The organism is Actinomyces sp. ICM47 (genome assembly GCF_905369875.1).
Lineage (GTDB): Bacteria > Actinomycetota > Actinomycetes > Actinomycetales > Actinomycetaceae > Pauljensenia.
Genome location: NZ_CAJPJE010000014.1, coordinates 34,748 through 47,499, shown reverse-complemented (window position 1 = coordinate 47,499; position 12,752 = coordinate 34,748). Strand labels below are relative to the sequence as shown.

At 67.0% G+C, this 12,752-nt stretch carries 11 protein-coding genes; 8 read left to right on the top strand and 3 right to left on the bottom strand.

Translation table 11 applies throughout. The annotated features are described in order from the left end of the window. From QZ149_RS04660 to QZ149_RS04640, 5 genes are all read left to right on the top strand, one after another. On the top strand, positions 1-858 hold an 858-nt coding region (locus tag QZ149_RS04660; RefSeq protein ID WP_291450105.1), incomplete at its 5' end, for an ATPase, T2SS/T4P/T4SS family. Positions 859-1,148: 290 nt separating this feature from the next. Then, complete coding sequence (locus QZ149_RS04655) at positions 1,149-2,267, top strand: type II secretion system F family protein (RefSeq protein ID WP_291450104.1); 1,119 nt, start codon at positions 1,149-1,151, stop codon at positions 2,265-2,267. Positions 2,268-2,622: 355 nt separating this feature from the next. Further along, entirely contained in the window at positions 2,623-2,898 is a 276-nt protein-coding gene (locus tag QZ149_RS04650; RefSeq protein WP_291450103.1) for a DUF4244 domain-containing protein, read from the top strand. Beyond that, entirely contained in the window at positions 2,895-3,233 is a 339-nt protein-coding gene (locus tag QZ149_RS04645) for a pilus assembly protein TadE (protein ID WP_291450102.1), read from the top strand. The genes QZ149_RS04650 and QZ149_RS04645 overlap by 4 nt, the downstream gene beginning before the upstream one ends. After that, complete coding sequence (locus tag QZ149_RS04640; RefSeq protein WP_291450101.1) at positions 3,230-3,616, top strand: Rv3654c family TadE-like protein; 387 nt, start codon at positions 3,230-3,232, stop codon at positions 3,614-3,616. The genes QZ149_RS04645 and QZ149_RS04640 overlap by 4 nt, the downstream gene beginning before the upstream one ends. 775 nt (positions 3,617-4,391) lie before the next feature. Here the strand turns inward: QZ149_RS04640 and QZ149_RS04635 are convergent. The 3 genes from QZ149_RS04635 to QZ149_RS04625 all read right to left on the bottom strand — a co-directional run bounded on the left by QZ149_RS04635 (position 4,392) and on the right by QZ149_RS04625 (position 8,099). After that, positions 4,392-6,971, bottom strand: a complete 2,580-nt coding sequence (locus QZ149_RS04635) for a DEAD/DEAH box helicase (protein WP_291450106.1) — start codon at positions 6,969-6,971, stop codon at positions 4,392-4,394. 184 nt (positions 6,972-7,155) lie between these two features. Then, on the bottom strand, positions 7,156-7,644 hold the full coding sequence (locus QZ149_RS04630) for a YbjN domain-containing protein (RefSeq protein ID WP_291450100.1): 489 nt from the start codon (positions 7,642-7,644) through the stop codon (positions 7,156-7,158). Further along, positions 7,641-8,099, bottom strand: coding sequence for a YbjN domain-containing protein (locus QZ149_RS04625; RefSeq protein ID WP_291450099.1), 459 nt, complete (start codon positions 8,097-8,099; stop codon positions 7,641-7,643). Before QZ149_RS04625 ends, QZ149_RS04630 begins: the two co-directional genes overlap by 4 nt. 282 nt (positions 8,100-8,381) lie before the next feature. Here QZ149_RS04625 and QZ149_RS04620 point away from each other — a divergent pair, with 282 nt between their 5' ends. The 3 genes from QZ149_RS04620 to QZ149_RS04610 all read left to right on the top strand — a co-directional run bounded on the left by QZ149_RS04620 (position 8,382) and on the right by QZ149_RS04610 (position 12,752). Next, positions 8,382-9,530: a phosphatase PAP2 family protein gene (locus QZ149_RS04620; protein ID WP_291450098.1), complete on the top strand. Its 1,149-nt coding sequence runs from the start codon at positions 8,382-8,384 to the stop codon at positions 9,528-9,530. Positions 9,531-9,863: 333 nt separating this feature from the next. Further along, positions 9,864-10,385, top strand: coding sequence for a DoxX family membrane protein (locus tag QZ149_RS04615; RefSeq protein WP_291450097.1), 522 nt, complete (start codon positions 9,864-9,866; stop codon positions 10,383-10,385). A gap of 504 nt (positions 10,386-10,889) precedes the next feature. Continuing rightward, positions 10,890-12,752, top strand: a complete 1,863-nt coding sequence (locus tag QZ149_RS04610) for a ribonucleoside triphosphate reductase (RefSeq protein WP_291450096.1) — start codon at positions 10,890-10,892, stop codon at positions 12,750-12,752.

Below are 12,752 nucleotides of genomic sequence, written 5' to 3'. Positions count from 1 at the left end.
GAGGCGGACTCCCGCCACGCCGCAATACGCCTCGCGAGCGCCTGCGGGGCGCGCCTCGACGACGCCAGCCCCATCGCGGACGGCACCCTGCCGGGCGGCGTGCGCCTGCACGCTGTCCTCCCACCAGTCTCAGGATCGGGGACCCTCATCTCCCTGCGCGTCCTCGGCACCCGTCGGCTGGGCGTCGCAGACCTCGAGGCCTGCGGGACACTGCCCGGCGCGGTGGGGATGCTCCTGCGGGCGCTCGTTGTCTCGCGGGCGAACGTCCTTGTGAGTGGGGCGACCGGCAGTGGCAAGACCACCCTCCTGAGCGCCGCCCTCTCCCTCGTCCCCTCCGGCGAACGCATCGTCTGCATCGAGGAGGTCGCCGAGGTCGCGCCCGCCCACCCGCACTGCGTCCACCTCGTCGAACGCAAGCCAAACGTCGAAGGACGAGGAGGCGTCACCCTCTCTGACCTCGTGCGCGCGGCCATGCGCATGCGCCCCGACCGCCTCGTCCTCGGCGAGTGTCGAGGCCCCGAAGTGCGCGACGTCCTCACCGCCCTCAACACCGGACACGACGGCGGCTGGGCGACCCTGCACGCCAACGGCGCGCGCGACGTGCCCGCGCGGCTCGCGGCGCTCGGCGCACTCGCGGGCATGAGCGAAAGCGCTGTCTGTGCCCAAGCCTCCAGCGCTCTCGACGCCGTCCTCCACATGCGCCGCTCCACCTTCGCTCACCGCTGGGTCGCCGAGGTCGGCGTCCTCACGCGTACATCCTCCGCCCTCCAGTGCGTGCCCGCACTCAGCGTCAGCGTCGATGGGCGCGTCACCGAGCACGAGGCCTGGGGCACTCTGGCCGGGAGGGCTGGGATATGAGGTGGGTTGCGCGTGCACTGGTGGGGACCTCCAGCATCCGTGGTTGCAGCGTAGCGTCGTGTGGTTTCCCGAGGGGCTGGGGCGGCCTCGTTCCTGTTGGCGTTGCTGCTGACGGGGGTGCCTGGCTGCTGATCGTTGCGTTGGTGGGTGCCGCGCTCGGAGCGTGCGCGCTGCGGCTGCTGGCGTGCTGCGTCGCCCGCCTCCTGCGGGCACGCCGCGAGCGACGGGTCGTGCGGGCGTGGTCCGGGCCTTCCCCTGCAATCAGACGCGGCGGTACCTCGCCTCCGGCTGTGATTGCACGCCTGCGCGCTGGTCTCCACGTCTTCCGGAATGCCTCCGCACACCACCGCGGTCGCGCACAGGGAACGCCCTCTCCTCGCGAGATCGCCCTCCTCGTCGCAGAGGTCGCAACGCGTCTCCGCGCGGGAGCCCCGGTCTCGTCCGCGTGGGGACAGGCTCTGGCGCGCATCGGCGTGGGAAGCACGGGCAGCATCGACGACGTCTACCCGCCCGTCCTCGACCAGTGGGCGCGCGAACCGAGCAGGTGGCGCGCCCACCTGACGGGCGGGCGCTCCCCGGAAGTGGCAGCCGCCCGGTCTAGTGCCGCTTCGGTGATCGTGGCCTGTCGATTCAGCCACGGCCTCGGCGCGCCCCTGGCCGACGTCCTCGACGCGATCGGGGATGCCATCGATGACGCGCAGGCCGTCGAGGAGGCACGGCGCGTCGCATCAGCGGGGCCGCTCATGTCCGCGCGCGTGCTCGCCGCGCTGCCCCTCGTGGGGGTTGTGGCCGCGCTGGCGCTCGGGGCTTCTCCCTGGTCTTTCTACACGGGCGGCGGGCCCGGGAGTGCCTGCGCCGTCAGTGGGCTGGTCGCGTGGGGAGCGGGCATCGCCTCGTGCAGGCGGATCGTCGCTCGCTGTCGGAGCGCGGATACGGGCGTGGGGCGCGCGGGTGTAGGGCGCGCGGCCCCAGCAGTCCGCACCGATACCCCGGGAAGTGACGCGGCACTCGCGTGCGACCTGGTCGCCTCGGCCCTGGCCTGCGGCGCTTCAATCCCGCGCGCGCTTGACGCACTCGCCCACGCCTGCACGCACGACGCCCTGTCGTGGACCGCCGCTGCCCTGCGCCTGGGGGCCACCTGGGAGGAGGCCTGGGAGGACACACCCACCTGGGCCGTGCCCCTGCGCGATGCGCTCGAGGCCTCGTGGACCGCCGGCACCGCGCCCGATGGAATGCTTGCACGCTGCGCCACCTGGGAACGACGCACGCGACTCGTCGACGCGCGCACAAAAGCGGAAGAACTCTCCGTGCGCCTCGTCGGCCCCCTCGGAGCGTTCTTCCTGCCCGCGTTCCTCCTCCTCGGCATCGCGCCCCTCCTCGCCCACCTCATGACCGGTATCGGAGGGTAGGGGAGGACGAACTACTTGCAGGCGCGGGGTGCAGTGCCCGTGGCCCGATTCTGCGGGGCAGCGCCGCATCGTCCTCGAGTCGAGGCACGAGGCCTAGGCCCGTTCGCCCGAGCGGGCAGTGCCGCATCGACAGGGCTCGGTGTCGCGCCTCACCGGCAGACGTAGCGGACCCTCCTCTGGTCTCAACAGCAACGCGTACCCCATCCACAGGGATGCGCTGCGACGATCCTTATCCACAGCCCCCTCTCGTGTCGCGGCGCTATCCACAGGGGCAAGTTTCCGGCTGGAATGCGACAGACATAGCCGCGCACACTGGCCCTGCGCGCACCCGCGCGCACGTAGAAAGGACAGATCAATGACGATTATTGAACGCATCGACAACGCCGCTACCCGGGCGCAGCTCGCCGCGATGGGCACCCTGCGCGATGCCGCCCAACGCCTCCAAGGGCCGCGCGACGACACCTCGGCTCGCGGCCCTCGCGACCCCGAGGAGGGCGCCACCACCGTCGAATACGCGATCGGCACCATCGCCGCCGCTGGATTCGCAGGACTGCTTATCGTGATCCTCAAATCGGACGCGGTGCGCGCAGCCCTCGAATCCGTCATCCAGGAGGCGCTCAACACCCGATGAGACGCGACGACGCAGGATATGTCACCGTCGAACACGCCGTGGGCTTCGCCGCCGTCACCCTCGTTATCGGCGTGCTCGCCGCGACCGCGCAGGCAGGCCTGACCGGCTCCTCCCTGTGCCAGGCCGTCCGTGAGGGCGCTCGCGCCGCCTCCATTGGGGAAGCCAACGCGCAGGACGCGGCCACGGCCTCGTATCCGGGCGGTTCCTACACAGTCGAGCGCGGGAATGGCCGTGTGACCGTTACCGGCAGCGCCCCGTATCGCGGTGCCGCCGGATGGATCGGGGGCCAGGCACACTGCACGGTCACGACCATCGACGAAGGGGATCTGCCGTGACCCGCCCACTCGATACGCCACCCGACCGCCTCGGCGACGAAGGATCCGGAACAGTCAACAGCCTCGGACTCATCGCTCTGGCGATTACCCTCGCTCTTCTCCTCGCGGGAGTCGGTGCCGCGCGCACCGCTGCCGTGCGGCTGCAAGCCGTCGCAGACCTAGCGGCGCTCGCGGGGGCCGAGCGTTCCGCGACCTCCCCCTGGGAGGACGTCGGGGCGGTGCCCTGCGACGAGGTGGCCTCCGTCACCGCAGCCAACGGGGTCGGTGTTGAGTCGTGCGAAGTGCTTGGCAGCGACTGCCGGGTGATTGTGAGCGAGTTCGTCAGGATCATGGGAGTGTCTGTCGAGATTCGCGCGAAAGCACGCGCCGGTCAGGAACAGTGAAAAACTCTCAGGAAACTATCAGGTGCGTTCAATGCTTCCCACAGGTGGGGCCTCTACATTAAGAGTCATCAAGCCACAGGAATCGCTGACAGAGGTGATCCGAGAAAGGGAACGCATCGGGAGACTTGCACTGTGTTGATGGGATGCTCGAAGGGGCCGACCGTAAGGTCGGCCCCTTCGAGTACGTGCAGCCTGTTAACGCGGAGTTACAGGGTTAAAGGATAAAACGTGTTGGTTTTGCGGTGACTTTTCGGCTTTGCAGCGCGGGAAATTCACTATTTTAGTCGGTCGTGTGTGCCTCGATTATGTGAATACTGAAGCATCGTGGGTGTGTGGCTGTCCCATGGTTCGTGACGGATTGGCTGCGTGCGACAACGACTTGGACTCCAACGCGTCCCGCATGTGAACCCCCTGTTCCGCATGTGGGCCGCCTGTCCCGTACGTGGGCGTGGCTGCCCAGCTTCGGAATAGCGGGTTAGCGTGCGGGTGAGAGGAGTCCTTCGATCGGCGCGCGGCGCACTGGACAACGTTCTGTTGGATGAGGTCAATCTAGATAACCCAGGCATCGTGGGCGTGGTTCCCCAACGATGTCGCACGAAATTCCCATGTAAACCTTTCATGCTTTGAAATTAGATCGTTGGAATTGCAACGTTTATGAGGGTGACTAACAACTGGCCTGGGGGAATTGCATGCGACTTTTGAAGAGGGCTGTCCCTACGCGCCGGTAGCGCGGGATGGGCCAGGGATCTGCACGCTATTTCAGCGAGGGGTGTGCCTACGCGCCGGGGGCACGTTCCTGAAGGTAGGTGAGCAGCGTGATCGCGCCCTGCTTGGACAGGGGTTCGTTGCCGTTGCCGCACTTGGGGGATTGGATGCAGAGCGGGCACCCGGACTCGCAGTCGCAGGAGGAGACGGCCTCGAGCGTGGCGGCCACCCACGAGCGCGCGCTGTGAAAGCCGGTGAGCGCGTGCCCGGCACCGCCCCGGAACGCGTCGTGAATGAACACGGTGGGCGCGCCTGTGTCGTCGTGCAGCTCCGTGGACAGGCCACCCAGGTCCCAGCGGTCGCAGGTCGCGATGAGTGGCAGGATGCCGATCATCGCATGCTCGGTCGCGTGCAGGGTGCCCGCCAGGTCCGCCGCCTCGATCCCCATCGCGGCCAGCGCCGTGGGGGTCAGGGTGAACCACGTGGACTTCGTAGGCAGCGTGTGGGTGGGGAGGAACAGCTCGATGTTGCGGATGAACTCGAGTCCGGGCAGGCGCAGCAGGTCGTAGTCGGTGACCCGCGTCGACACGTTCGTCGGCCCGTGATGCCATGTGACCGTTCCATCCCCGCACACGTACGTCTCCTCGATGGCGCACACCTCGACGCTCGTGTGGGTCGCCGAGCGCGTGCGCAGGGGAGTGCGCACCTCCTCGACCAGGGCGACGCGCGCGTCATCGACCCGCGCGGGCGGGATGATGATCGACGAGGCCTGGGCCTCCTCCCGCTCCCCGCTCTCCGGGTGGCCGCTTCCCCGGGTGCCGCCCCCGGCCTCGGGCAGGAGTGCGCGCGGCCACCCCTGGGAGGCGGGAGCGGTGGGCGTGGTGAGGGAGTTGAGGGAGAGGACGTGGAAGGTGTGCCCCTGGTGGATGTAGATGGCGCCGGGGAAGACATGGGCGTCGGCGGAAGCCTGGTCGATCGTGCCGATGACGGTGCCGGTGGCCGCGTCGACGATCTGGACGTCCCCGGCGGCGCCGCGCAGGTCGGTGAGGTTGCTGGGGTGTTCGGGCCGGGTGGCGTCCCAGAAGAATCCGGCGGGCCTGCGCTTGAGGTAGCCGTCGGCGACCAGCCGCCCAACGACACCGCGCAGTTCCATGCCAAAGTAGGTGATATCGGACGGCCTGATCGGTATTTCGGCGGCTGCGGCGGCGACGTGCGGGGCCAGCACCCACGGATTAGATGGGTCGATGACGGAGGCCTCGACCTCGCCGAGGATGTGTTCCGGGTGGCGCACCAGGTACGCATCCAGCGGGTTGTCAGAGGCGATGAGAACGGAGGTGCCCGGAGCGCCCGCGCGACCCGCGCGCCCGATCTGCTGGCGCAGGGACGCGCGCGTGCCCGGCCAGCCGACCGTGATCGTCGCGTCTAGCCCAGAGATGTCCAGGCCCATCTCGAGCGCCGACGTCGTGGCGAGCGCCCGTACTTCTCCCGTGCGGATCGCCTCCTCGAGCGCGCGACGCTCCTCGGGCAGGTAGCCGCCGCGATATGCGCCCACCCGTCCCGCGTTCGCCGAACCACGCGCCGAGAGGCGGTCGCGCACCTGAGCGGCCACGGCCTCGGCCCCCGCACGTGAGCGTACGAAGGTGAGCAGGCGCGCGCCCTCCTCGATGAAGGCGGCGGCCAGGTTCGCGGCCTCGACCCCGGCGCTGCGCCGCACGACCGGGACCTTGAGCGTGGCCGTGCCGGGAGGCGCGTCGAGGGCTGCCAGGAATGAGGAAATGTCGATCTCGGACTCGTCGGCCATGATCGCGCCCTGCCACAGGACCAGCTCGTGCGCACCCGCTGGTGAGCCGTCCTCGGTGATTGCAACAGCGTCGCGCCCCGTCAGCGCGCGCCCCACCGACGCCGCGTCGCGCACCGTCGCGCTGAGCATGACCACGCGCGGATCCGCGCCCAAGTGGTGAGCGACGCGCAGCAGACGGCGCACGACCAGCGCGATATGCGAGCCGGTCACGCCGCGCCAATGGTGGGCCTCGTCGATGACGATGAGGCGCAGCGACGCCAAAAAACGCGACCAGCGCTGGTGCGACGGCAGCATCACGTAGTGCAGGAAATCCGGGTTCGACAGGATCAGGTCAGCGCCCGCCCGCGCCCACTCCTTCGCCTCGCGCGGCGTGTCCCCGTCCACGGTCGTCGCGCGCACTCGGCGCAGCCTCTCATCGACGAGGCGGTGGCCTCCTTCCGGGTCCGCTCTCCCCAGTGCGTCAGTCGGTGCGTCGTTCTGGCCAAGAAGCGCCATGAGTGAGGCCAGCTGATCCGCCGCCAGAGCCTTCGTCGGAGCCAGGTACAGGGCCGTCGGGCGGCGGTGGATCGCGGAAATACGCGACGAATCCTCGGCCTCCACCAGCTCGGAGAAGATCGGTGTCCACGCGGCCAGAGACTTGCCGGATCCCGTGCCTGTCGCAAGCACGACGTCGCGGCCCTCGCGCAGGGCATCCATGGCCTCGCGCTGATGAATCCACGGGCGCTCCACGCCGCGCCGTGCCCACGCGTCCACGACCGCGGGTGAGGCCCACTGCGGCCACTGTGCGATCCGCCCCGAACGCCCCGCCAGCGTCATGTGGCCGAGCAGTCGGTCATCCCCGGCGCTCAAGCGCTCCAACACCGCCAGCAGGTCAGCGGGGGAGGGAGAAGGGAGAGCAGGTGCACCAGTGGTGCTCGGTTGCGCCTGATCGCCCGCCTCACCCCGAGGGGGCACCGACGACCCCATGCCCGGGGCCAACCGCGCGTGCTCGCGTGAACCCGCCCCGGCCTCGTGTGAGAAGGACGATGAGCGGTCAGCGCTCATCCGAGTCCGGGTTCACCCACCCCAGGGCCTCGGAGGCCGACTCCTTCACGTACTCCATCGCAGCAATGCCCGTCGAAATACCCGACGCAATCACGTCGCGCAACTGATTGTTCGACAGGCCTGGCTTCGTGTCCACCACGAAATCCGCGTACACGCCCAGCTTCCCCTCGGGAGTCGTCGCCGTGTAGACCGTCGGGAAGTACTTCTCACGATTCCAGTTATCGGCCGTCGCGAACATTGCGTGCTCGCCGGTCTCGGCTGGAATATCCGGCTCCCACAGGGCGCGAATCGACAGGAAACGTCCCGCCGCATCAAACGACACCAGGAAAGGAACGCGGTCGAAGATTGCGCCGCCAGCGCGCCCCTCCTCAATGATGTCCAAGGCGTAACCCATCTCGCGAACACAGGCCACCACGCGCTCAAAGTTAGCCGGGTAAGGCGTCGTATCGTCCTCGGGAACCACAAAAGGAACGTTCATCGCTGCGCCTCCGCGCTCTCGCTGACCCAATCCACGAACCCAGGCAGCGTCACCTCAAGATCCGCGAAGAAACCCATGATCATCGACATAGACGTTTCAAAGAAATGATCCAGCTGCGCCTGCGTCAATCCGGACAGCACAACGATGTTGCACTCTGCGATCAGGCCGTACTGCGTGCCATCTTCGAGCGGAGCCACGTATGCCTTCGGACCCGTGCGCGTCGAATTGCAGGTCGCAACCTCGTGGGCCAGCTCCCCAAACTGCTCCGGCGTGCGGGCGATGCCCCGCCACTGTGCGCGCAGCTGTAGGATCTGAGGATTCGTCGCGTTCCAGAAAAACGCGGCGTTCGGCGTCAGATACGCCAACTCACCCTCGTTGTAATCGCCGAAACGCACGTCACGAGACCGCAACAGATCTCGAATGCGATCGGTGCTCACAGGTGAAGAAGTGGCCACTGACAACTCCCGACGTAAACGTGCAGAATCGGACACACCCACTCTAACCGAGGCCCCCGTCACGCGCGCGCCCACCTCCGTGCGCTGTGAGCGCAGCCCAGAGCCACGAAAATACTTGTGACGAGGTTGTGGCGGGGCAACAGGTTAGGCCCCATCGTCCCTGATCCCAGCTTTGAAACATGTCTCCAACCCGCATGTGACCCACCACCAATCCGCGATTTTGCGCCACACTCCACTACAGTGTGTACCTGAATGATTGCACCAACGCGAACGGAGGATAGGATGGACGACCCCAATTCTGCCCTGCCCTCCGACCCCACCGTCGACGAGTCCTACACCCGAGGATCACGCCCCGTTCAGCCCCGCACCCGCTCTGGTTCGCGCACATCCGGCAACGACAAAGACCCCCAGAAGAGCGCGACAAACCGCAAGGAAACAGCGGGAAACGAGACTCGCACATCCGCCTCATCCAGCGTCTCCACCAAGGAACGCCCCGCCCGCGCGCGCACCACAACCAGCCGCAGCGCGAGCGCGGACGACAACGGGACCGAACTAACGCCTCGTCCCCTCAGTGACGACAGATGGTACCGGCACAAACTGGCTCGACGTATCGCCGGAGTGACCGCCTGTCTCTCGCTTACCGCATTCATTAGCTATGGCGTGCTGAGTACCTCGTACGGACAGGTGATCGATACGATCCTCATGGAAGGCATGATGCGCTCAGCCAGACAGTATGCGGGATTCTCCACCCTCATCACTGGCCTTGTGTCCGTGCCTGTCCTGGTCGGCATCGGTGTGCTCGTCGCCATCGTCGCGGCCGCCAGGCGTCGAGCCACACTGGCCGGGCGGGCCCTCGGCGCGGTTGTCGGAGCCAACGTCACCACCCAAATTCTCAAGGACTACGTCCTCACCCGGCCCAGCCTCGGCGTGACCACCGGCGTCGTCAACTCCCTGCCATCCGGCCACGCGACCGTCGCCGTCACCCTCTCCCTCGCCCTCATCGTCGTCGCACCCCAATGGTTCCGCGGCCCCTCCGCATGGATCGGATGGGCATGGACCTCCCTCATGAGCGTGTCCGTCATGATGGAAGGCTGGCACCGCCCCTCCGACGCCATCACCGCCGCGCTCATCGCCGGCGCGTGGGCACTCGCCCTCTCACCCATCGAGCGGCGACCCCGGCATGGCATCAAAGTTCAGCGCATCATGGTCTGGGTGTGCATGACACTCGTTATCATCGCCATCGTCGCGACGATTGCCGCCATGTGGGGGTTCAGCATGTCCGCCGCTGCACCCGGATCCGGCTACGGCTTCGAGTACTTCCTGGAAATCCGCCCCTGGCGCTCGCGCGTCCTCGGTGTCGCCGCTATCGCGTGGGTTAGCGCCATCTGCGGTCTCATCATCCACGAGGTCGACCGCCTCGCAGGCGAATAATCGCTGCTGTCTGCGACAGCCCGGGGTCCGCTTTTTCTCGCTTGCCTGCGTGTGGTGCCTGGGGGCGGCGGCCCGCCCGCGAGATCGCCACACGCGAGCCTGCGGCTCGGAGTGGTCGATCTCGAAGCCCGGCCAGGCCCTGCCGCCGCCCCCAGGCACCCTAGTTGGGCTGCTCGCGGGTGGACTGTCTGCATGTCCGGCCAGGCCCTGCCGCCGCCCCCAGGCACTGTAGCCGGGCTGCTCGCGGGTGGACTGTCTGCATGCCCGGACGCCGCCGAGGCCGCGCTCCTGGGATAATGGCGGAGTCCGTTGTTGCCTCGTGAAAGAATCGCCATGGCCCCCGCCTCCACTGTCGTTACGTCCACGCCGGCGCGCCTCATCCTTGGCCTGCTGCGCCTCGCGGTCGGCTTCGTGTTCCTGTGGTCCTTCCTGGACAAGACCTTCGGCCTGCACTATTCCACGGGTCCGTCGCGCGCGTGGATCAACGGTGGAACACCCGCGCAGAGCTACCTGACGGGAGCCACCACCGGCAAGCCCCTGGCTTCCTTCTTCGAGTCCCTCGCCCTACCTGTGACCGACTGGGTGTTCATGCTGGGCCTGCTCGGCATTGGTCTGGCGATGGTGCTCGGTATCGGGACGCGCCTGGCGGCGCTCGCGGGCGTCGTCATGCTGGGCTTCATGTACGCGGCCGTCGCACCGTGGGTGTGGGGTTCCCTCAACCCGGTCGTCAACGAGCACCTGGTGTACGCGCTCGTCCTCATCCTCGTCCCCCTGACCAACGCGGGCGACACAATCGGTCTGGGCACTTGGTGGAAGGGCTTGGGCCTGGTGAAGAAACTGCCCTTCTTGGTCTGATTAGGTCCGCTTTATCGACGAGGCCGTGGCCGGGTTTTCCGGTCGCGGCCTCGCCCTGTGTATCAGCCCGTGTGGGCGGGGAGGGTGTGATGCGATGGGACGTTGGTCCTCGAAAAGTCATTGCGAATCAGCGTCGTGACCAGGGGAACTACGCCTCCCGCGTGCCTCATTTCTGACGGACGAATGACACTAGATATAGTGTTAACCGTTCGGCTTAAACACTACATCTAGTGTGCGGCGTGTCTGCCCCTCCACGTCTGGGGATGGCGCGCGCCGGGCGGAGGGTAGCGCCTCCACCCACAGTGCCACGGCCTCGCCCCGCAAGGGCATACCGTCCACGACGTGTCGAACACGCCTTGAGCGACAGCAGTACCCTCGCTCCCGCCGCCCGCAGTCGAGACGGCCGGGCACCGCAATGTTCACATAGCCCAGCAGCAGAAACCGCTATAGCGCACACAGCACCCGCGCAGCGCACAGAATCAAAATCAAGACAGGACAGGGACCATGACCGCACCCCGCTACGACGTTGACGCCATTGCAACCGTGGAGGAATACCTCGACCGCTCCGATTGGCGAGTCAACGCCAACGCAAACCAGGGGTATTCGCTCGGCGGCCTGATCCTGAATTCAGCGGGCAAGATCGTCGCCAACTACTGGCTTGAGCACGTCTACACGCCTGAGATCGGTGCCCCGCACCGCGAGGGCGACTATCACATCCACGACCTCGACATGTTCGCCGGATACTGCGCCGGCTGGTCCCTCAAGCGCCTCATTCAGGAGGGCTTCAACGGAGTGGGCGGCGCAATTGCCTCGGCCCCGCCGCGCCACTTCTCCTCGGCCTGTGGCCAGATCGTCAACTTCCTCGGAACCCTCCAGAACGAGTGGGCGGGTGCCCAGGCGTTCTCCTCCTTCGACACCTACATGGCCCCCTTCGTGCGCCTGGACAACATGGAGTACGACGAGATCGTTCAGTGCATGCAAGAGCTCATCTATAACCTGAACGTGCCCTCGCGTTGGGGCAGCCAGTGCCCCTTCACGAACCTGACCTTCGACTGGACGTGCCCGGACGACCTGGCCGACGAACACCCCCTCATCGGCGACGAGGTCGTCGACTTCACCTACGGCGAGCTGCAGCGCGAAATGAACCTCATCAACCGCGCGTTCATCGAGGTCATGACGGGCGGCGATGCGGACGGTCGTGTCTTCACGTTCCCGATCCCGACCTACAACATCACGCCCGACTTCGACTGGGAGGGCGAGAACGTCGATGCCCTCTTCGACATGACCGCGAAGTACGGCCTGCCCTACTTCCAGAACTTCATCAACTCTGACCTGGACCCGCACATGATCCGCTCCATGTGCTGCCGCCTCCAGCTGGACCTGCGCGAGCTCCTCAAGCGCGGCAACGGCCTCTTCGGCTCGGCCGAGCTGACCGGCTCGATCGGCGTGGTCACGCTCAACATGGCGCGCCTTGGCTACCTGTACAAGGGGGACGAGGAGGGCCTCATCGCGCGCATGGACGGACTCATCGACCTGGCCTCGAAGTCCCTCGAAATCAAGCGCGAGACCATCCAGTACCACATGGACCACGGCCTCTTCCCCTACTCGCAGCGCTACCTGGGCACGCTCGATAACCACTTCTCGACGATCGGCGTCAACGGCATGAACGAGATGGTGCGTAACTTCAGCGACGACGCCTACGACCTGACGGACCCGCGCGGCTTCGACATGTGCGTGCGGATCCTGGATCACGTGCGCGAGCGCATGGTCCAGCTCCAGGAGGCCACCGGCCACATGTACAACCTGGAGGCGACCCCCGCGGAGGGCACGACCTACCGCTTCGCGAAGGAGGATCGCAAGCGCTTCGCCGACATCATCCAGGCGGGTACGCCCGACCAGCCCTACTACACGAACTCCTCGCAGCTGCCGGTCGCCTACACGGACGACCCCTTCCAGGCCCTCGAGGATCAGGAGGTCCTGCAGGGCAAGTACACGGGCGGCACGGTCCTGCACTTGTACATGGGTGAGCGCCTCTCGTCGGGGCAGGCCTGCAAGGAGATGGTGCGCCGCTCCCTGACCGCCTTCAAGGTCCCCTACATCACGATCACGCCGACCTTCTCCATCTGCCCGGTCCACGGCTACCTGGCTGGTGAGCACTTCACGTGCGAGAAGTGCGCGGCCTCCCGCCCCCATGCCGAGCCGCAGGCCTGCGAAGTGTGGACGCGCGTCATGGGCTACTTCCGCCCGGTCCAGTCCTTCAACATCGGCAAGAAGGGCGAATACAACGAGCGCCAGATGTTCTCCGAGGACGCCGCGGACGCGCACGGCGAACTTGTCAGCGCCTTCCCTCCCGCGGGGAGCCGCTGA

Coding starts and splice junctions, on each gene's coding strand:
- QZ149_RS04650 (WP_291450103.1), top strand. CDS start 2,623: ATGACGATTATTGAACGCATCGACAACGCCGCTACCCGGGCGCAGCTC.
- QZ149_RS04645 (WP_291450102.1), top strand. CDS start 2,895: ATGAGACGCGACGACGCAGGATATGTCACCGTCGAACACGCCGTGGGC.
- QZ149_RS04630 (WP_291450100.1), bottom strand. CDS start 7,644: ATGAACGTTCCTTTTGTGGTTCCCGAGGACGATACGACGCCTTACCCG.
- QZ149_RS04620 (WP_291450098.1), top strand. CDS start 8,382: ATGGACGACCCCAATTCTGCCCTGCCCTCCGACCCCACCGTCGACGAG.
- QZ149_RS04615 (WP_291450097.1), top strand. CDS start 9,864: ATGGCCCCCGCCTCCACTGTCGTTACGTCCACGCCGGCGCGCCTCATC.
- QZ149_RS04610 (WP_291450096.1), top strand. CDS start 10,890: ATGACCGCACCCCGCTACGACGTTGACGCCATTGCAACCGTGGAGGAA.